The sequence below is a fragment of the Pseudomonas sp. A0308 genome, from assembly GCF_044218815.1.
In the GTDB taxonomy this organism is placed as follows: Bacteria; Pseudomonadota; Gammaproteobacteria; order Pseudomonadales; family Pseudomonadaceae; genus Aquipseudomonas; species Aquipseudomonas iridis.
In genome coordinates this window covers 4,977,326-4,997,407 of sequence record NZ_CP162581.1, presented here as the reverse complement: position 1 = coordinate 4,997,407, position 20,082 = coordinate 4,977,326, and the positions used below count along the sequence as shown (strand labels likewise).

Genomic DNA, 20,082 nt, shown 5'->3' with positions numbered 1-20,082 from the left:
CTGTTCCTTGGCTCATGGGCACCAGTAAATCTCTAACGTAGGTTGCAGAAACGCGCGCACCGGCATGGCCGCGACGTCATCGGATGCCAGCGCGGCATTCAGGGTGGTCAGTTTCGACTGACCGGAAATCGACAGAATCTTGTGTTTGGCCGAAGCCAGCAGCGCACGGCTCATGGTCAGGCGCTGACGCGGCACACTTGGCGCCAGCATCGGCCAGCAACGACGCGTGCCGTCGGTTTGCAGCGCCTGGGCCAGGTTCGGGCTGTCGGGGAACAGCGACGCGGTGTGGCCGTCATCGCCCATGCCCAGCACCAGCACATCAATCGGCGGCAATTCGGCGAGCAAACGGTCAGCCTGTTCGGCAGCCTGCTCGACATTCGCCGCAGCGCTGTAGAGGCTGAGGAATTGCGCCTTGGCGGCCGGACCCTTGAGCAAATATTGCTTGAGCAGACCGGCGTTGCTGTCGGCGTGTTCAACCGGCACCCAGCGCTCGTCGGCGAGGGTCACGACGACCTTCGACCAGTCCAGCTCCTGCTTGGCCAGATGCTGGAAAAACGCCACCGGGCTGCGCCCGCCGGACACCACCAGCACCGCGTTGCCGCGTGCGGCGATGGCATCGCTCAGTTGCTTGGCCACATTCAGCGCCAGACCTTCGGCCAACAGCACCGGGCTCTTGAATGCGTGGGCATTCACGCCCGCAGGCAGTTTCACATCAGATATCGCCATACCACGACCTCCCGTCCCGCGTGATCAATGCAATGGAGCTCATCGGCCCCCACGACCCGGCCGCGTACGGCTTGGGCGCGTCACCGGATTTTTTCCACCCGGCGATCAACTGGTCACACCACTTCCACGCGGCTTCGATTTCATCTTTACGGACAAACAGGTTCTGATTGCCGTTCATCACTTCCAGCAACAACCGCTCGTAGGCATCGGGGATCCGCGCGCTACGCCAGGTGTCGGAGAAATTCAGTTGCAGCGGACCGCTGCGCAATTGCATGCCTTTGTCCAGGCCCTGCTCTTTGGTCATCACGCGCAAGGAAATACCTTCGTCCGGTTGCAGGCGGATGATCAGTTTGTTGCTGATCTGCAGGCGCTGCTCGGGGGCGAAGATGTAGTGCGACGGTTCCTTGAAGTGGATGACGATCTGCGAGAGTTTCTGCGGCATGCGTTTACCGGTACGCAGGTAAAACGGCACGCCGGCCCAGCGCCAGTTGCGGATGTCGGCACGCAGGGCGACGAAGGTTTCGGTGTCGCTCTGGGTGTTGGAATTCGGTTCTTCGAGGTAGCCCGGTACGGATTTGCCTTCGCTGTGTCCGGCGATGTACTGGCCGCGCACGACCTGAGTGGTCAGGCCTTCCGGGCTGATCGGCGCCAGCGCCTTGAGCACTTTGACTTTCTCGTCACGGATGCTGTCGGCGGACAGGTCGGCCGGCGGGTCCATGGCGATCAGGCAGAGCAGCTGCAACAGGTGATTCTGGATCATGTCGCGCAGCTGGCCGGCCTTGTCGAAATAGCCCCAGCGGCCTTCGATACCGACCTTCTCGGCCACGGTGATTTCCACGTGGGAGATGTAATTCTGGTTCCACTGGGTTTCGAACAGGCTGTTGGCGAAACGCAGGGCGATCAGGTTTTGAACGGTTTCTTTACCCAGATAGTGGTCGATGCGGTAGGTGCGGTTCTCCGGGAAGAACTGCGCCACGGCGTCGTTGACCTTGCGCGAGGATTCCAGATCGGAGCCGATCGGTTTTTCCAGGACCACGCGGGTGTTTTCTGCGAGCCCGACATTCGCCAGGTTCTCGCAGATCGCGCCATACACCGCCGCCGGAGTGGCGAAGTAGGCAATCATGCGTTGCGTGCTGCCGGCCATTTCGGCCAGCGCGACGTAATCTTCAGCCTTGAGGAAGTCGACGTGCAGGTAGGTCAGGCGCGCCAGAAAACGTTCGGCGACGGCCTCGTTCAACTCGTTGCCGACGTAGCGGCGCAATTCGGCGGAGATGAATGCCAGGTGCTGCTGCTCGGTGCCGTCTTCACGGGCCAGCGCGATGATGCGCGTGTCCTCGTGCAACAAGTCAGCGCCATCGAGGTGATAAAGGGCAGGAAACAACTTGCGCAGGGCCAGATCGCCAAGAGCGCCGAACAAGGCAAAGGTGCACGGTTCAACCGTAATCGAAGGCATGATGTTTGTTCTTTTATCAAGTTAAGCTACAAATACCTTTTTTCAAGGCATCACTCAAGGGAAAATGTAGTAATAAACACAACATTTTCGCAAAATATAGATTCCGAGTGGTGGTCGGTCGGAGCCATCAGTAGGATAGGCCACCGTTACGGGCGATATCAAAGGCCCAATTTGCATAGCCCGGCGCACCTTTGCGCAGGTGAATTAGGAATTCCATATGGATCGCGTGCGAAATTTACTGGAACAGATCCAGAGTCGCCTTGAAGACCTGAACAAGGCCGAACGCAAAGTCGCCGAAGTGATCCTGCTCAACCCGCAGCAGGCCACCCGCTTCAGCATCGCCGCCCTCGCCCAGGCTGCGTCGGTGAGTGAGCCGACGGTCAACCGTTTTTGCCGCTCGTTCGGCGTCAGCGGCTACCCCGAGCTCAAGCTGCAACTGGCGCAGAGCCTGGCCAGCGGCGCGGCGTATGTCAGCCGGGCGGTCGAGGCCGATGACAATCCCGAAGCGTACACGCAGAAGATTTTCGGCAGCGCCATTGCCTCACTGGACAGCGCTTGTCAGGCGCTTGATCCGAACCTGATCAGCCGTGCCGTCGACCTGTTGATTCAGGCGCGGCAGATTCACTTCTTCGGCCTGGGGGCTTCGGCGCCGGTGGCCCTGGATGCGCAGCACAAGTTTTTCCGTTTCAACCTGGCGGTGACAGCGCATGCCGATGTGTTGATGCAGCGGATGATTGCTTCGGTGGCGCACACCGGCGAGTTGTTCGTGATCATCTCCTACACCGGCCGCACCCGTGAACTGGTGGAAGTGGCGCGCATTGCTCGCGAGAACGGTGCTTCGGTGCTGGGTTTGACCGCCGAGAATTCGCCGCTGGCCAAGGCCAGTACCTTGAGCCTGAACATCCCATTGCCTGAAGACACCGACATCTATATGCCGATGACTTCGCGGATCATTCAGTTGACCGTACTGGATGTGTTGGCGACCGGGATGACGCTGCGTCGCGGGGTGGATTTCCAGCCGCATCTGCGCAAGATCAAAGAGAGCTTGAATGCGAGCCGGTATCCGGTTGGCGACGAGTTCAATTGATCCGAAATCTCGGCTAACAGATACGCCCTCTTCGCGAGCAGGCTCGCTCCCACATTTGAAATGGATTTCCCTGTGGGAGCGAGCCTGCTCGCGAAGAGGCCAGCCGATTCACTGCATGGCTTTGAATCAGGCAGCCGCCCACGCCTGCAAACTCAAATGCGCCTTCTCCCCCGGCGCCAGATGCAGACTGTCGGTGCCCCCCGTCGCGGCTTCAACACACACAAACTCCAACACCTCATCCCAGCTAACGCCCAGCAACGGCCGCGAGCCCGGATGCCACACCACCGTGTCTGCACTGTCACCGGTATCGATGCACAACTCGCGCTGCCAGGCGTGATCCTTGAGCTGTAGTTCGCCGTCGTGCTGGAACACCCGCTGACAGCCGCCATCGACCCGCAACTCGCCTTCCTGCTGACAAGCCTGGCGGTTCAACTGGTCATAACCTTGCGCGCCTTCGAGTCCAGACAGCGCTATCTCACCGACATCGCCAATACGCCAGTAAGCGTGCAAAGCCTGGCTCAACTGGCATGGCATGTCGTCCTGGTGCTCGGTGCTCAAGCGCAACTCCATGCGTTCGCCAAGGTGAGCGTGGAGGTCAACCTGCCAGTCGCACAATTGCAATTGCCAGTGCAGGCGCACGCCATCTTCAGCGCTGCTGCTGTCTAGCAACTTCCAGTCGAGCAGGCGCGCCCAACCATGGGACGGCCACGCGTTTTCGCTTGGATGGCGGCCATACCACGGCCAGCACACCGGCACGCCACCACGAATCGCCCCCACATGCGGCCACTTCGCCGCACACCACAACCACGGCTTTTGCCCGCGCGGCTGAAAGTGCAGCAACTGCGCGCCCTGACGACTGAACACCGCCTGACACAGCGGATGATCGATCACCAATACGTCGCGCATCTGATAGCGCTCCCAAGCGAAAACAGGTTGCTCGCGCAGGGATTTGAAGAAGCGTTGCAGCGGATGCTCATGCATGGGACCACAGTCCTGAAATCGTCTTTCACAGGGCGGCGCCTGCCCCAAAAAAAAGCGGACAGCCTAAGGGGCGTTCTCAATTGTTTTTCCCACCGCGGCGGGTACAAACAATTGAGAACGCCCCTCGCTGTCCGCAAATATGCGCACATAGAGAGGAGCTTATCGCAGACGCGTTAGAACACCGACTGAATTTTCAGGCCGGCGACCAGAGCGTTATCCACTTCATCAACACCGCCCGGGTGTGTGATGTATTGCAGGTTAGGACGCACAGTCAGCCAGTTGGTGACGTGGAAGCCGTAGTTGATCTCGTAGTTGTATTCGGTTTCACGAATTGGCGAGAACGCGGCATTGTCGTAGTCGGACACACCGTTGGAAGCGTTCAGCAGTTCAGCGTTGCGCTTCACGTCCTTGTTGACGTGGATACGCGCCGCGCCGATACCGACGTCATCCTTGGGACGTGCGTCGAACGGGCCTTTGTAGACAAACATCACCGACTGATAGTTGTCGATGAAGTTGGTGTCCTTGTCGTGGAACGTGGCGTTGGCCGCGATGGTCAGGCCGCGGGTCGCATCACCGTTATGGCTGGTGAGTTGCTGTTGCGCCACGAACCAGTAACCGCTTTTGCTGCTGTGGGTCTTGTAGGCGTCGCCAGTAGTGGCAGCGTCGAAACCATTGATGTCTTCACGAACATCATCAGCGTCCGCCGTGCTCTTGTAGTAACCGACGCGGTATTCGCCCGGCAGGCTGTTAACCTTCGGCGACCAGACCAGTTCGACCGGCAAAACGGTGCCTTTGGTGCCGCTGCCGCTGAGTTTGAAGCCGTTGCCGTGCTCAAGTTGCGACGGGTTCTGGTTGTACGCACCGATCTGAGCGTAGAGCTCATCATTGATGTTGTACTTCACACGGATCGCGGCCTGGCTGACGGGCCAGTTGTACCAGATGTTGGTCGCCCAGTTACCCACTTGCGAACCGCAGAACGCCAGGTTCTGGAAGTCGCACGGGAAGGTGTTGAAGTCTTCGCCTTCACCGAAGTAACCGGCCTTGACGTCGAGTTTGTTGTCGAAGAACTGGTGCTGAATCCACAACTGGGTCAGACGCACCATGTGGCCACGGCCGTAGACTTCCTGCGACGAACTCAAGGTGCCGGCACGCGGATCACCAACACGGTCGTTGGAGATGTTGTAGCCGTTACGGTTGGTCAGCTGGATCTTGGCCTGAGTGTTGTCCCAGCCCCACAGCTTTTGCAGATCGAGTGCCACGCCCAGACCGAACTGGTCAGCGTAACGCGCAGTCTTGTCGTCGTTGAAGCCACCGTTCAGGTTGCCACCGACTTCCCCAACGTAGTCGGCCTTGATGTCGATACCCTGCTCGATCAGCTTGGTCCGCTCGCCACCCCAGTCACCGGTCATCCATTTGGAGTCGGAGCTGAAAGCATCCGCCGCCATCGCATTGCCGGCCAGCACCAGTGCTGCCGCAGCTGACACTTGGCAGATCAACCGGGCATTGACGTGTTTCATTTTCATCCCTACATCCTCGTCTTTATTGTTATTAACTGTTTTTATCTAACGCGGTTTACATAAAGTGCGACGGATTACAGGCAATCCACCGCGTGCTCCTTTGTGGGAGCGAGCCTGCTCGCGAATGCGGTGTATCAGGCGACATCAGTGCTGGATGTCAGACCGCTTTCGCGAGCAGGCTCGCTCCCACATTTGTTCTTCACCGGCCTTTGAATTGGGCCACGTTCGCAGACCGCGCATCGGTCTGGGCTTGACCGGCAACGCCCAACCGCTCGCCAGTCTTGGCATCAAACAACAACACTTTCGACGGATCGAATTGCAGCGTCAGGCTCTCGCCCACTTGCGGCGCCACGTCTGGCGCCAGACGGCAGCAGACCTTGGTGTCGTTCAGATTGACGAACACCAGCGTGTCCGGACCGGTCGGCTCGGTAACCTGCACTTCAGCGCGAATGCTCGGCAGGCCGTTGCCCTCGCCGTTCGCCAGAACGATCTGTTCCGGACGCAGGCCGAGGATCACTTCGCGGTCTTCAAGACCGGCGTCCTGCATGCCCATCGGCAGTTCGCAACGGGCCTGGCCGCTGTCGAGCAGCGCCAACAGACGACCGTCCTTGCGTTGCAGACGCAGCGGGATGAAGTTCATCGGCGGCGAACCGATGAAGCTCGCCACGAACAGGTTGGCAGGGTCGTTGTAGATCTCTTTTGGCGTGCCGAACTGCTGAATGATGCCGTCCTTCATCACCGCCACTTTATCGCCCAGGGTCATCGCTTCGATCTGGTCGTGGGTCACGTACACCGTGGTGGTTTTCAGGCGCTGGTGCATCAGTTTCATTTCGGTGCGCATCTCGACGCGCAGCTTGGCGTCGAGGTTGGACAGCGGTTCGTCGAACAGATAAATCTTCGGCCGACGCGCCAACGCACGGCCCATCGCCACACGCTGTTGCTGACCACCGGAGAGCTGGCCCGGCTTGCGGTTGAGCAAGTGTTCGATCTGCAACAGCTTGGCCACGCGAGCGACTTCTTCGTCGATCGCCGACTGCGGCATCTTGCGAATCTTGAGACCGAACTCGATGTTCTCGCGCACGCTCATGGTCGGGTACAAGGCGTAGGACTGGAACACCATGGCGATGTCGCGATCCTTGGGGCTCATGCCGCTGACGTCTTGATCGCCAATCATGATCGCGCCGCCGGTGATGGTTTCCAGCCCGGCGATGCAGTTCATCAGGGTCGACTTGCCGCAGCCCGACGGGCCGACGAGGATCAGGAACTCACCTTCCTTGATCGACAGTTCGATGTTTTTCAGGGTGTCCGGCAGGCCGGGGCCATAAGTCTTGTTTACGTTGCGAAGTTCGAGCGTTGCCATGATTACCCCTTGACCGCGCCGGCCGTCAGCCCGCGCACGAAATACTTGCCTGCGACCACATAGACCAGCAGGGTCGGCAGGCCGGCGATCATCGCCGCTGCCATATCAACGTTGTATTCCTTGGCGCCGGTGCTGGTATTGACCAGGTTGTTCAGCGCCACCGTGATCGGTTGCGAATCACCGCTGGAGAACACCACACCGAACAGGAAGTCGTTCCAGATCTGGGTGAACTGCCAGATCAGGCAAACCATGATGATCGGCGTCGACATCGGCAGAATGATCCGCCGAAAAATGGTGAAGAACCCTGCGCCATCAAGGCGTGCGGCTTTCACCAATGCATCGGGAATGCTCACGTAGTAGTTACGGAAAAACAGCGTGGTAAACGCCAGGCCGTAAACCACGTGGATGAACACCAGTCCGGTGGTGGTGCTCGCCAGGCCCATCTTGCCGAGGGTGAACGAGGCCGGCAGCAGCACGGTCTGGAACGGCAGGAAGCAGCCGAACAGCAGCAGGCCGAAGAACAGTTGCGAACCACGGAAGCGCCAGAACGACAGCACATAGCCGTTCAACGCACCGATGGCGGTGGAGATGATCACGGCCGGGACGGTGATCTTGATCGAGTTCCAGAAGTAGCCGTCGACGGTCGCCCAGGCTTTCACCCAGCCGATGCCGGTGACCACGGTCGGCCAGCTCAGCAGGTTGCCGGTGCCGATGTCTTCCGGGGTCTTGAAGCTGGTCAGCAGCATGACCACCAGCGGCACCAGATACAGGAGCACCGCGAGGATCAGCACCGCGTAGATCGCGATGCGACTCAGGCTGATGGGGGATTTGGCAGCGAGACTAGTCATTACGCTTGGTCCTCAGCTCGGAGTACAGGTAAGGCACGATGATCGCGAGAATCGCACCGAGCATCAGAATCGCACTGGCCGAGCCCATGCCCATCTGGCCGCGACTGAAGGTGAAGGAGTACATGAACATCGCTGGCAGGTCGGAGGAGTAACCCGGACCACCGGCGGTCATCGCCGCGACCAGGTCAAAGCTCTTGATCGCGATGTGCGCCAGAATCATCACGGCACTGAAGAACACCGGACGCAGGCTTGGCAGCACGACTTTCCAGTAGATGCGCGGCATGCTCGCGCCATCGATCTGCGCGGCACGGATGATCGATTGGTCAACCCCGCGCAGGCCGGCGAGGAACATCGCCATGATGAAGCCCGAGGCTTGCCATACAGCCGCGATCACCAGGCAGTACACCACGCGATCCGGGTCGATCAGCCAGTCGAGACGGAAGCCTTCCCAGCCCCAGTCACGCAACAATTTGTCCAGGCCCATGCCCGGGTTGAGCAGCCACTTCCACGCGGTACCAGTGACGATCATCGAGAGCGCCATCGGGTACAGGTAAATGGTGCGGATAAAGCCTTCACGACGGATACGCTGGTCGAGGAACACCGCCAGCAATACGCCGATCACCAAGGTGATGCCGATGAACATGCCGCCGAACATCGCGAGATTCTTGCTCGCGACCCACCAGCGATCGTTGTCGAACAACCGCGCGTATTGCGCCAGACCGGCCCACTTGTAGTTGGGCAGGAATGTCGAGGTGGTGAACGACAGCACGAACGTCCACAGGATGTAGCCATAGAAGCCCACCAGCACGATGAACATGCTCGGCGCCAGCACCAGTTTAGGTAGCCAGCGCTGCAATGCATCGAACGGCGAGGCTTTGCTGAACACAGCAACAGAACTCATGGGGAAATCCATAAAAAAGAGAAGAGCAGCTACAAGCTGCAAGTTTCAAGCTGCAAGATAAGCAGGGCAGTGCTCTTACTTGCAGCTTTCAACTTGCCGCTTGCCACTAAGGCTTATTTGGCCGACTTGATCGCCGCGCCGAGTTTCTTGGCGGTGTCGGCCGGATCGGCTTTCGGGTCGTTGATGTAGTTGGTGACTACGTCAAAAAACGCGCCTTGTACGGCCAGCGTGGTCGCCATGTTGTGCGCCATGCTCGGCTGCAGGCCGCCGGACTTGGAGTCCGCCAGGAAGTCCTTGGCAGCAGTTTGTGCGCAGGAGTCGAAACCGAGTTTCTCCATGTCGTTCAACATGTCGATTCGTACCGGGATCGAGCCTTTGTTGATGCTGAAGACTTTCTGGAAGTTTTCACCCAGCACGACTTTGGCGATGTCCTGCTGACCAGCCGCGGTGCCCGCGTCTTTCTGCTTGAACACGGCCAGCGAGTCGATGTTGTAGGTGAACGCCTTATCGGTGCCCGGGAACGCTACGCACTGGTAGTCCTTGCCGGCAATTTTCTTCGCGGCGGTCCATTCGGACTTGGCCCAGTCACCCATGATCTGCATGCCGGCCTTGCCGTTGATGACCTTGGCCGCTTCCAGGTTCCAGTCCTGACCTTTGCCGTCGGCGTCCATGTAAGTCGCGACTTTCTTCAGCTCGGTCAGCGCCTTGACCATTTCCGGGCCAGTCAGCGCAGCGTTGTCGAGGTCGACCAGGGCTTTCTTGTAGCCATCAACGCCCATGACCGAAAGCACGACGGCTTCGAACACGGTGCTGTCCTGCCAAGGCTGACCGCCGTGCGCCAGCGGGATGAAGCCCGCAGCCTTGAGCTTGTCGCCAGCGGCGTAGAATTCTTCGAGGGTGGTCGGGGCTTTTTCGATGCCGGCTTTCTTGAAGACTTCCGGATTGATCCACAGCCAGTTCACACGGTGAATGTTCACCGGCACGGCCACGTAATCACCGTCGTACTTCACGGTATCGGAGACTTTCTTGTCGAGCAGGCTGTCCCACTTTTCCGACTTGGCAACGTCCTTCAGAACGTCGGTGTCGAGCAGGCCGGTCGACGCCCATTCCTGGATGTCCGGGCCTTTGATCTGGGCAACGCCTGGCGGGTTGCCGGCCACTGCACGGCTCTTCAGCACAGTCATGGCAGTCGCACCGCCACCACCGGCGACAGCGCCGTCTTTCCAGGTGAAACCGTCTTTTTCGACTTGGGCCTTGAGCACATCAACGGCAGCTTTTTCGCCACCTGAGGTCCACCAGTGCACGACTTCCACCGAACCTTTGGATTCGGCAGCGGAAACACTGAGAGGCAGAATTGCGAGCGGGAACAGGGAGGCGACAGAAATGACAGTAGCGAGGCGAGAAATCGCATTCATCTGAGATGTACCTTTCTTGTTGTTATGCGTTGCAAGTCTGGTGCTTGCGCTGCACAGGAGTTTAAACAGGGCGATTCCCCTCGCAGGTAACGAAGGGACGCGCGAATGTCACCACATGGTTACACAGGAATGCTCTGGGACAAGCGCGCCAGCGCAGTGGCCATGCTCGGCGCCAAGGGCAGACGCGGGATCAGCACCGCCTGCCAGGCGTGGTACAGATCGGGTTTGCCCGGCCAGATATCGGCACTTGGAATGTTTTGCGGATTGAGTTCGTGGTGCCAACTGCCGTCGCAGCGGTCGATGAAATTCACATCGCAAAAATCCCAGAACAGGCGGTACCAGGTTTCATATTGCTCATCGCCGGTGCGCTTGAGCAAAGCGCTGGCCGCAGCACTGGCCTCGGCATGCGTCCAGTGCAAGCGATGGCGGACCACAGCTTTGTTGTTCCAGTCGAGGGTGTAGACGATGCCCGGCGCGCCATCGACATCCCAACCGTAACGGCAGTTTTGCTCGAAGAGTTTCCGCGCGTCGGTGGCGAGCCAGCCGGGGGTAAGCATGCCGGCCTGCACTCGCGCCGCTTCGAGGTGCAGCAACAGTCGCGCCCACTCGAAACCGTGTCCCGGCGTGGTGCCGTAAGGGCGGAAACCGTCGGCGGGATTGTCATGGTTGTATTCGCGCAGCGGTTGCCAGTCGCGGTCGAAGTGCTCAATGACCATGTAATCGTTGGCAGCAGCGTGACCATGGATCACTCGCTCGACGATGCGTTGGGCGCGCACCAGCCAGCGTGGGTCTTCAGTGACATCGGCCAGGGCGAGGAACGCTTCGGTCGCGTGCATGTTGCTGTTGGCGCCGCGATAGGCTTCCTCTTCGCTCCAGTCGCGATTGAAGAATTCGCGCATGGCGCCCTCTTCTTCGCTCCAGAAATAGGTGTCGATGATGTCGATCGCATCATCCAGCAGCGCCTGCGCACCGGGACGTCGTGCGACCACCGCCGAGCTCGCCGCCAGTGCCACGAAGGCGTGCAGGTAGGCGTTCTTGCCCGTGTTGTCATCGCGATGCTCGGCCACCGCAAACCAGCCACCGTGCAGCGCATCACGCAGCGGCCCGCGCAGGGCGGCAATGCCGTGATCGACCAGTTCGGCAAATCCCGGCAAACCCTGAATGTGGGCCATGGCGAAGCTGTGGGTCATGCGCGCGGTGTTCATGGTTTCGGCTCGTGCGTTCGCAGGCAAACGGCCGCGTTCGTCGAGGTTACCGAAGCCTTCGGGCAGGCGTGACGCCCTGGCGAAATCCAGCAGGCGCAGGCCTTCGGCGGCAAGCCATTGCTGGTGCGCGGGGGCATTGAGCCAGCTGCTGAAGCCGGGTTCGAAGTGGTCCATGGGGGGCCTTTTTTGTTGTTATGACTGCGGGGAGTCTAAACAACGGGCCGGGGTGGGCTTGTAACGAAGGGGACGGGTTTTGTCACTGATTCGTGACATGAAAAGATCGCAGCCTTCGGCAGCTCCTAAAGGGATCGGTGTAGGAGCTGCCGAAGACTGCGATCTTTTGATCTTCAATCCATCGACCGCGGCAACTGCAACGTCACCCGCAACCCGCCCTCACGCAGGTTCTGCAACGTCACCTCACCGCCATGGCTATGAGCGATATTGCGCGCAATCCCGAGGCCGAGGCCATACCCCTGCTGCTGCCCCGCCAACCTGAAGTGCGGCTCAAACACCTGCTCCAGCCGCTGCTCCGGCACGCCCGGCCCTTCATCATCGACGTGCAGGACGAATGCACTTTCATCGTCATCAATGTGCAGATGCGCGTTCTGTCCGTACTTCAACGCATTGTCGATCAGGTTGCCGATGCAGCGCTTCAACGCCAAAGGTTTGCCCGAATACGCCGCCAGCGCCCGCCCATGCTGGGTCACGCGACCATTGCCGTTAGGCGCCAGATACGGCTCCACCAGACAATCGAGCACATGGTTGAGATCGACCGGTTCGATGTTTTCGTGGATGTCAGTGTCTTTCACGCATTGCAACGCGCCTTTGACCAGCAACTCCAACTCGTCCAGATCACGACCAAACTTGATTTGCAGCTGTTCGTCTTCGAGCAGTTCGACGCGCAGACGCAGACGGGTGATCGGCGTGCGCAAGTCATGGGAAATCGCGCTGAACAATTGGCTGCGTTCGGTCAGGTAACGGCTGATGCGCTCGCGCATGGTGTTGAACGCACGGCCGACCTCGACCACTTCACTGCCGCCGCCCTCGGCAACCGGTTCGACGTCGGCGCCCAGCGACAGATCCCGCGCGGCGCGGGCCAGGCGCTTGAGCGGCCGGCTCTGCCAGTGCACCAGCACACCGATGAACAGCAGCAGAAAGCCGCTGGTGAGGACGATGAACCACACTTGCTGCGACGGCAGGCCTTGCTCTTCAAGGCTGGTGTAGGGCTCGGGCAACAGCGAGGCGATGTACAGCCATTCGCCCGGTGCCATCTGAATCTGCGTGACCAGCACTGGCGGATTCACCGGCTCAAGGGTCAGGGCGTAGTGCGCCCAGGAGCGCGGCAATTCATCGAGTTTCAGCCCGGCGTTGAAGATGCGCAGATCCTCGGGACTGACGAAAGACACCGAGATGTCGGTGTCTTGCCCGAGAGACTGACGCAGCACTTCGTCGACCGCTTTCATCACCGCGGCTTTACGCGCAGTGACCGGCAGCGCGTCCATGCCTAGCGGCTTGTCGTTGAGCGTTACGACAAATCGCGTGCCGCCCATGCTGCGCAACTGATCGAGCACAAGCGGCCGATAGGCCACCGGCAACGAACGAAAATAACTGACGCTGGCGGTCATCGAATGAGCAAGGCTGCGGGCGCTGGTGACCAGGCCTTCGAGCTGGGTGGCGCGCAATTGCGAAACCCAGATCACACTCGACAAGGTCTGCGCAAACAGCACCGCGAGCAAGGTCAGCAGCAACATCCGCCCCAGCAGCGAACGCGGCACCGGCACTTTGCTGGCGAGCCGGCGCAGCGACTCAGTGACCATTGCCGGCAACCACGTTGGCTGCCAGTTGATAGCCGCTGCCGCGTACCGTGCGAATCAGCCGTGGCGGCTTTTCCGTGTCACGCAGACGTTGGCGCAAGCGGCTGACGGCCATGTCGACAATGCGATCGAGCGGCATCAGGTCGCGGCCGCGAGTGGCATTGCCGATGGTGTCGCGGTCAAGAATTTCCTGTGGGTGATCGAGGAACAGTTTCAGCAGAGCGAAATCGGCACCGGACAGAATCACTTCCTCGCCGTCGGTGTGAAACAGCCGATGACTGACCATGTCCAGCCGCCAATCGTCAAACGCCAGCACTTCACTGCCGCTGCGTTCCTGCCCGAATTGTGCACGGCGCAGCAGCGCTTTGATGCGCGCCTGCAGTTCGCGGGGGCTGAAGGGTTTGCCGAGGTAATCGTCGGCGCCAAGCTCCAGACCGATGACCCGGTCGGCCTCGTCGGAACTGGCGGTGAGCATGATGATCGGCACCTGCGCCTGACGCGGATGCTGACGCACCCAGCGGCACAGACTGAAACCGTCCTCGTCGGGCAGCATGACATCGAGGATCACCAGATCGCTCGGCGCCTCGTTGAGGGCCTGACGGAAACTGGCGCCATCGGCTGTGGCCCGTACCTGAAACCCGGCGCGGGTCAGATAGGTTTCCAGCAACTCGCGTATTTCCTGGTCGTCATCGACCAACAATATCGACTTGTTGACTGAGCTCACTTCGAAGGCATCCTTGTTGTTGGAATTGGGGCGGATTATGCCTGATGAACCTTGGAAATTTGTTGTCTGTTCTGGCCCCATCGCTGGCAAGCCAGCTCCCACAAAGATCTTTGTCGTTCACACAACCTGTGGGAGCTGGCTTGCCAGCGATGAGAGCAACTCGGTATCAAGCCTGTTCGAGGGCCACGCCGGCGCCAACCAGCCCGGAATACGGTGCCGTCACCAGCCACACCGGAATGCCTTTGAAGTAATCGCTCATGCAGCCCTTATCGGCAAAACTGCGGGCAAAACCACTTTCGAGGAAGAAGTCGGCAAAGCGCGGAATCACCCCACCGACGATAAACACCCCACCCCGTGCGCCCGTGGTCAGCACGTTGTTACCGGCCACGCGGCCGAGCCAGCAGCAGAACTGCTCCAGCACTTCCAGGGCAATCGGATCGCCTGCAAGGCCTGCGGCCGTAATGGCTTCTGGCGTTTCGAGCGTCGGTTCATGGCCATCCACCGCACAAATCGCCCGATAGACACGCGGCAAACCAGCACCACTCAACGCAGTCTCCGCGCTGACATGGCCGATCTCGTTGTGGATGTGCTGCCAGAGCTGTGTTTCACGCGGGCTGCTCAACGGCAGATCAACGTGACCACCCTCGCCCGGCAGCGCCGCAAATCGACCCTCGCCCAGATCGAGCAAAGTACCCACGCCAAGGCCAGTGCCCGGACCAATCACTACCGAAGGACGCAACGGTTCTGGGGTGCCTTCGCAAACCACACGGAATTCACCCGGCTGCAAACGAGTCATGCCCAGCGCCATCGCCGAGAAGTCGTTGACCAGCAACAACTGCTCGACCTGCAAAATTTTGCAGAACGCTTCACGGCTCAGCCGCCAGTGGTTGTTGGTGAACTTGAATTCATCGCCACTGACCGGGCCGGCCACCGACAGGCATACCGAACCGATAGCGCCCGGCGCCAGACCGAGCCCGCTCAGGTAGAGGCTGATGGCCTCTTCCGGGCTGGCATGGTCGGCCGTGGCCAGCACCTGAATCGATTCCAGTTGCTGGTTTTTCCACAACGCGAACCGTGCGTTGGTGCCTCCGATGTCACCGACCAAAGCCAGTTTCAATTAAGCGTCTCCAGGGCAGAAGTGAAGGCGCTGGCGCCCTGCTCCGCCGAGCTGAAGGCCACGCGCATGAAACCGAACAGTTCGCGACCGCTGCCGATGTTGTTGCCCAACAGGCCTTTGGCGGGTTCGCGCGCTGCAAATTCGTCGGCGTCCACTTTAATTTCCAAAGTGCCTTTGACGCCATCGACGCGGATGATATCGCCCTCTTGCACGCGAGCCAAAGCACCACCGACATAAGCTTCCGGACTGACGTGGATCGCCGCCGGGATTTTCCCCGAGGCGCCCGACATGCGCCCGTCAGTCACCAGTGCCACTTTGAAGCCGCGATCCTGCAGCACGCCAAGGAACGGCGTCATCTTGTGCAACTCGGGCATGCCGTTGGAACGCGGGCCCTGGAAGCGCATCACGGCGACGAAATCTTTCTCCAGCAAACCGGCCTTGAACGCATCGGCCAGATCCTGTTGATCCTGGAACACCATGGCCGGCGCTTCGACAATCTGGTTTTCCAGGGCCACGGCAGATACCTTCATCACACCGCGACCGAGGTTGCCCTCCATTACCCGCAGCCCCCCCTCCGGCGAGAACGCGCGTGCCACAGGGCGCAAAATGTTTTCGTCGAGACTGTCGACCGGGCCTTCACGCCATACCAGTTCGCCGTTATCGAGGAACGGCTCTTTGGTGTACTTGCTCAAGCCGTGGCCAAGCACGGTGTTGACGTCTTCGTGGAGCAGGCCGGCACCCAGCAGTTCACGGATCAGGAACGACATGCCGCCCGCTGCCTGGAAGTGGTTGATGTCGGCTTTGCCGTTCGGATAAACGTGGCTCAGGGTCGGCACGACTTCGGAGAGGTCGGCCATGTCTTGCCAGGTCAGTTGAATGCCCGCTGCCATGGCGATGGCCGGCATGTGCAGGGTGTGGTTGGTCGAGCCGCCAGTGGCGTGCAGCGCGACGATCGAGTTGACCAGCGACTTCTCGTCGACGATTTCGCCGATCGGCATGAAGTTGCCGTTCTGCTTGGTCAGACGCGTGACTTGATGCGCCGCTTCGCGGGTCAGCGCATCACGCAATGGCGTGTTCGGGTTGACGAAAGAGGCGCCCGGCAAGTGCAGGCCCATGACTTCCATCAGCAACTGGTTGGTGTTGGCGGTGCCGTAGAACGTGCAGGTGCCCGGGCTGTGGTAGGACTTCATCTCCGATTCCAGCAGCTCTTCGCGGGTCGCCTTGCCTTCGGCGTACTTCTGCCGAACGTCGGCTTTTTCCTTGTTGGATATGCCAGAAACCATCGGCCCGCCCGGCACAAAGATTGTCGGCAGATGGCCGAAACGCAGCGAGCCCATCATCAGCCCCGGCACGATCTTGTCGCAGATGCCGAGCATCAGCGCGCCGTCGAACATGTTGTGGGACAACGCCACCGCCGTGGACATTGCGATCACTTCACGGCTCGGCAGACTCAGCTCCATGCCGGGCTCGCCCTGGGTCACGCCATCACACATCGCCGGAGTGCCGCCAGCGAACTGGCCGACCGAACCGATCTCACGCAAGGCGTTTTTGATCTGCTCAGGGAAGACCTCGTACGGCTGGTGCGCCGAAAGCATGTCGTTATACGAAGAAACAATGGCGATGTTCGCCGAGTTCATCATCCGCAAGCTGTGCTTGTCTTCAGTGCCACACCCGGCCACACCATGGGCGAAGTTGGCGCATTGCAGCTTGCCGCGCATCGGGCCGTCAGTTGCAGCGCCGCGAATCAGCGCAAGGTAAGCCTGACGCGTGGCGCGGCTGCGGGCGATAAGCCGTTCGGTGACCTCAAGGACGCGGGGATGCATGTGTAGAACTCCAGGCTAACGGAAATGGCGACCTGATTGTCTATGCTGATCAAGGGCCCGCACATTCGGGATGACGGACGGTTTTCTTGATCATTCGGACCAGTTGATTCAGGTCACTCGTTGTAGATAAAACAAAATATTGCCACTAAAAAGGCTTGTTTTCTATTTTTATGCGAATAATCTTGTAATTCCAACAACAAAACGACGGCGGCGCTGTTCCATGACTCTTCGAATTGCAATCAATGGTTTTGGCCGCATCGGCCGTAATGTCCTGCGCGCACTGTATACCCAAGGCTATCGACAGGATCTGCAGATTGTCGCCATCAACGATCTGGGCGACAGCTCGATCAATGCGCATCTGCTCAAATACGACACCGTTCATGGCACGTTCGACGCCGAAGTGGCGCATGACAACGAAAGCCTGACCGTCAACGGCGACCGCATTGCGGTGAGCGCCATTCGCAACCCGGCCGAGCTGCCATGGGCTGCGGAAAAAATCGATGTAGTGTTCGAATGCACCGGTCTGTTTACCGACCGTGCCAAAGCCGCTGCGCATATTACTGCCGGCGCGCGCAAAGTGATCATCTCGGCCCCGGCCAAAGGTGCCGATGCCACCGTCGTTTACGGTGTGAACCACGATATTCTGCGCCAGTCGCACCAGATCATCTCCAACGCCTCGTGCACCACCAACTGCCTGGCACCGGTGGCGCAAGTGCTGCACCGCGAACTGGGTATCGAAAGCGGTCTGATGACCACGATCCACGCTTACACCAACGATCAGAACCTGACCGACGTCTACCACACCGACCCGTACCGCGCGCGTTCGGCCACGCAGAACATGATCCCGAGCAAGACCGGCGCCGCTGAAGCAGTGGGCCTGGTGCTGCCGGAACTGGCGGGCAAACTGACCGGCATGGCCGTGCGGGTGCCGGTGATCAATGTGTCGCTGGTGGATTTAACCGTGCAGCTGAAGAAAGAGGCCACTGCCGAAGAAGTCAACGCTTTGCTGAAAGCGGCGAGTCAGCACTCGAAAATTCTTGGTTACAACACGTTGCCGCTGGTTTCCAGCGACTTCAACCACAACCCGCTGTCGTCGATCTTCGACGCCAACCACACAAAATCCAGCGGCAAACTGCTGAAAGTGCTGGCCTGGTACGACAACGAGTGGGGCTTCTCCAACCGCATGCTGGATAACTGCCTGGCGCTGTGTAACGCCGAGTAATTACCCGCCCCGCCCCTGATCCCTGTGGGAGCTGGCTTGCCAGCGATGAGGCAGGCACATCCAACATGGATATTGCCTGGCCCATCGCCATCGCTGGCAAGCCAGCTCCCACAAGGTCGGTTATTCCAATTCAAAATCAATACTTGACCATTCAGCTAGATGATAAGCATTATCATTCGCTTGAAATGGATCAGGTCCTCCCGTGAGTCAATCGCGCTTCAACCACGTCTTCCTCACCCAGCGCATTTCTTTGCTGCGTACGCTGGAACGGATGGTCAACAATCACAGCACCGCTGAAGACCTGTTGCAGGAGACCTATCTGCGCGTGGCACGGGCGCTGAACGAGCGGGCCATCGATCACCTCGAACCCTTTGTCTTCCAGACCGCGCGCAATCTTGCGCTCGATCATCTGCGTGCGCGCAAGATCCATTCGCGAACCATGGTCGATGACGTGCCGCAAGAAATTGTGCACAGCATCGCCGCCCCGGCCAGTAGCGCCGAAGACGCCGCCCACGCCGAACAAATGCTGGAGCGCTTGAACGTGAGTCTCAGTCAACTCAGCCCGCGCCAGCAGCAGATCTTCATCCTCAGCCGCCTGCACGGGCACAGTTATCAGGAAATCGCGCAAGAACTGAGCGTGTCCCTCAGCACCGTGCAGAAAGAACTCAAACTGATCATGAGCATTTGCATCGGCGTCGCCGAACGACACGACAGCAGCGGCAAGCTGTAAGCTTCACGCCCCAAGTAAAAACGAAAAGCAGTTCACGCGTCTGGCTTGCAGCTTGCAGCTTGAAACTTGAAACTGCTTCGCCAGAAGCCCGAGGAAACACCGTGACGGACACCCATCGCTCGCCTTCGCCCTCATCGGCGCAGGATGCCGCACTGGCAATGGACCAGGCTCTGGACTGGCTCATCGTGCTCGGCAGCCCGGATGAGGAGCAGACCCGGCAGTTCCATGCCTGGCTGGCGGCGGATCCGTTGAATGCCGAGGCGTTCGCCAAGGCTCAGGCGATCTGGGACGGTCCGCAAATCGCCCAGTGCGCGCAAAACCTGGCGTTGAAACCCGCGAAAGTCACCTTCCTCCGGCGCCTGCGTCCACACTGGAAACCGCTGGCCACCGCCGCCGTTCTGGTGCTTGGTCTGTTCAGTTTCAGCAACCTGCCGATGCGGTTGCAGGCCGATCACCTGACCGTGGTCGGCGAACGTCAGCGCTTGCAACTGGAGGACGGTTCGCAGGTCCTGCTCAACACCAACTCGGCGTTCTCCAGCACCATCGATGATCAGCAGCGCGTCGCGCGGTTGTATCAGGGCGAAGCGTTTTTCGAGGTCGCAGCCAATCGCACTCAACCGCTGGAAATTGATGCCGGCCCGGTCAAGGCCAGCGTGCGCGACACCGCGTTCGCCGTGCGCTATCTGGACGGGATCGCGCAGGTCAATGTGCAGCGTGGCGATGTCGATTTGCGCGCCACCCACAACGATGCGCGGATGCGCCTGTCTGCCGGAGAAAGTATCCGCATCGGCCCCAACGGTTTCGATCGCCCGGCCAAACTCGACGCGGCCACCGAACTGGCGTGGGTGCAAGGTCGACTGGTGTTCGAGAACTGCCCGCTGAATCAGGTGCTGGCCGAATTGCGCCGTTACTATCCAGGCTGGATCATCAACAACAACGAGCAGTTGGCCGACGTTGCCGTGACCGGCAATTACCGCCTCGATCAGCCGCTCGACGTGGTGCGTTCTCTCGCGCACATCACCTCGGCGCGTTTGCAGGAATTCCCGGCGCTGGTCATCTTGAACTAAATGAGAATTATTTTTACTCGATAGCGTGAGCGCGTTCGTCTAGTTATAGCCAATGCAATTGATTCGCATCCTCGGATGAGAATCAGCAACTA

At 59.7% G+C, this 20,082-nt stretch carries 17 protein-coding genes; 4 read left to right on the top strand and 13 right to left on the bottom strand.

Going from position 1 to position 20,082, the window contains the following annotated elements; genetic code table 11:
• Positions 1-12: 12 nt before the first annotated feature.
• A complete protein-coding gene (pgl, locus tag AB4P92_RS23125; RefSeq protein WP_115146149.1) occupies positions 13-726 on the bottom strand; it encodes a 6-phosphogluconolactonase in 714 nt (237 codons plus the stop codon).
• Positions 713-2,179, bottom strand: a complete 1,467-nt coding sequence (gene zwf / locus AB4P92_RS23120; protein WP_042560601.1) for a glucose-6-phosphate dehydrogenase — start codon at positions 2,177-2,179, stop codon at positions 713-715. The genes pgl and zwf overlap by 14 nt, the downstream gene beginning before the upstream one ends.
• Positions 2,180-2,405: 226 nt before the next feature.
• Between zwf and AB4P92_RS23115 the strand changes: the two genes are divergently transcribed.
• Complete coding sequence (locus tag AB4P92_RS23115; RefSeq protein ID WP_171057240.1) at positions 2,406-3,266, top strand: MurR/RpiR family transcriptional regulator; 861 nt, start codon at positions 2,406-2,408, stop codon at positions 3,264-3,266.
• 126 nt (positions 3,267-3,392) lie between these two features.
• On the opposite strand, the gene AB4P92_RS23110 is transcribed toward AB4P92_RS23115, so the two are convergent.
• From AB4P92_RS23110 to edd, 11 genes are all read right to left on the bottom strand, one after another.
• Complete coding sequence (locus tag AB4P92_RS23110) at positions 3,393-4,247, bottom strand: D-hexose-6-phosphate mutarotase (protein ID WP_395598215.1); 855 nt, start codon at positions 4,245-4,247, stop codon at positions 3,393-3,395.
• Between the two features lie 173 nt (positions 4,248-4,420).
• Positions 4,421-5,770 carry a carbohydrate porin gene (locus AB4P92_RS23105; protein WP_395598214.1) on the bottom strand — a complete coding sequence of 450 codons (1,350 nt, stop codon included), beginning with the start codon at positions 5,768-5,770 and terminating at the stop codon, positions 4,421-4,423.
• A 193-nt stretch (positions 5,771-5,963) separates the two neighbouring features.
• Entirely contained in the window at positions 5,964-7,124 is a 1,161-nt protein-coding gene (locus AB4P92_RS23100; protein WP_042560604.1) for an ABC transporter ATP-binding protein, read from the bottom strand.
• A gap of 2 nt (positions 7,125-7,126) precedes the next feature.
• Complete coding sequence (locus tag AB4P92_RS23095) at positions 7,127-7,972, bottom strand: carbohydrate ABC transporter permease (RefSeq protein WP_042560605.1); 846 nt, start codon at positions 7,970-7,972, stop codon at positions 7,127-7,129.
• Positions 7,965-8,873 (bottom strand): carbohydrate ABC transporter permease, encoded by a 909-nt coding sequence (locus tag AB4P92_RS23090; protein WP_042560606.1) that lies wholly within the window; start codon positions 8,871-8,873, stop codon positions 7,965-7,967. The genes AB4P92_RS23095 and AB4P92_RS23090 overlap by 8 nt, the downstream gene beginning before the upstream one ends.
• 113 nt (positions 8,874-8,986) lie before the next feature.
• The gene (locus tag AB4P92_RS23085; protein WP_042560607.1) at positions 8,987-10,288 is read right to left on the bottom strand and encodes an ABC transporter substrate-binding protein; all 1,302 of its coding nucleotides are present in this window, start codon (positions 10,286-10,288) and stop codon (positions 8,987-8,989) included.
• Between the two features lie 119 nt (positions 10,289-10,407).
• Positions 10,408-11,667, bottom strand: coding sequence for an AGE family epimerase/isomerase (locus tag AB4P92_RS23080; protein WP_395598213.1), 1,260 nt, complete (start codon positions 11,665-11,667; stop codon positions 10,408-10,410).
• A gap of 173 nt (positions 11,668-11,840) precedes the next feature.
• Positions 11,841-13,310, bottom strand: a complete 1,470-nt coding sequence (locus AB4P92_RS23075) for an ATP-binding protein (RefSeq protein ID WP_395598212.1) — start codon at positions 13,308-13,310, stop codon at positions 11,841-11,843.
• Positions 13,300-14,031 (bottom strand): response regulator, encoded by a 732-nt coding sequence (locus AB4P92_RS23070; RefSeq protein ID WP_042560610.1) that lies wholly within the window; start codon positions 14,029-14,031, stop codon positions 13,300-13,302. Before AB4P92_RS23070 ends, AB4P92_RS23075 begins: the two co-directional genes overlap by 11 nt.
• Before the next feature lie 166 nt (positions 14,032-14,197).
• Positions 14,198-15,148 carry a glucokinase gene (locus AB4P92_RS23065; RefSeq protein WP_395598211.1) on the bottom strand — a complete coding sequence of 317 codons (951 nt, stop codon included), beginning with the start codon at positions 15,146-15,148 and terminating at the stop codon, positions 14,198-14,200.
• Entirely contained in the window at positions 15,145-16,971 is a 1,827-nt protein-coding gene (gene edd / locus AB4P92_RS23060; RefSeq protein WP_042560612.1) for a phosphogluconate dehydratase, read from the bottom strand. Before edd ends, AB4P92_RS23065 begins: the two co-directional genes overlap by 4 nt.
• Positions 16,972-17,191: 220 nt before the next feature.
• Between edd and gap the strand changes: the two genes are divergently transcribed.
• The 3 genes from gap (at position 17,192) to AB4P92_RS23045 (ending at position 19,990) form a co-directional block, all read left to right on the top strand.
• Complete coding sequence (gene gap / locus AB4P92_RS23055; RefSeq protein ID WP_047300149.1) at positions 17,192-18,193, top strand: type I glyceraldehyde-3-phosphate dehydrogenase; 1,002 nt, start codon at positions 17,192-17,194, stop codon at positions 18,191-18,193.
• Positions 18,194-18,395: 202 nt separating this feature from the next.
• Positions 18,396-18,923 (top strand): RNA polymerase sigma factor, encoded by a 528-nt coding sequence (locus AB4P92_RS23050; protein ID WP_042560613.1) that lies wholly within the window; start codon positions 18,396-18,398, stop codon positions 18,921-18,923.
• Between the two features lie 101 nt (positions 18,924-19,024).
• On the top strand, positions 19,025-19,990 hold the full coding sequence (locus AB4P92_RS23045) for a FecR family protein (protein ID WP_395598210.1): 966 nt from the start codon (positions 19,025-19,027) through the stop codon (positions 19,988-19,990).
• Positions 19,991-20,082 lie beyond the last annotated feature (92 nt).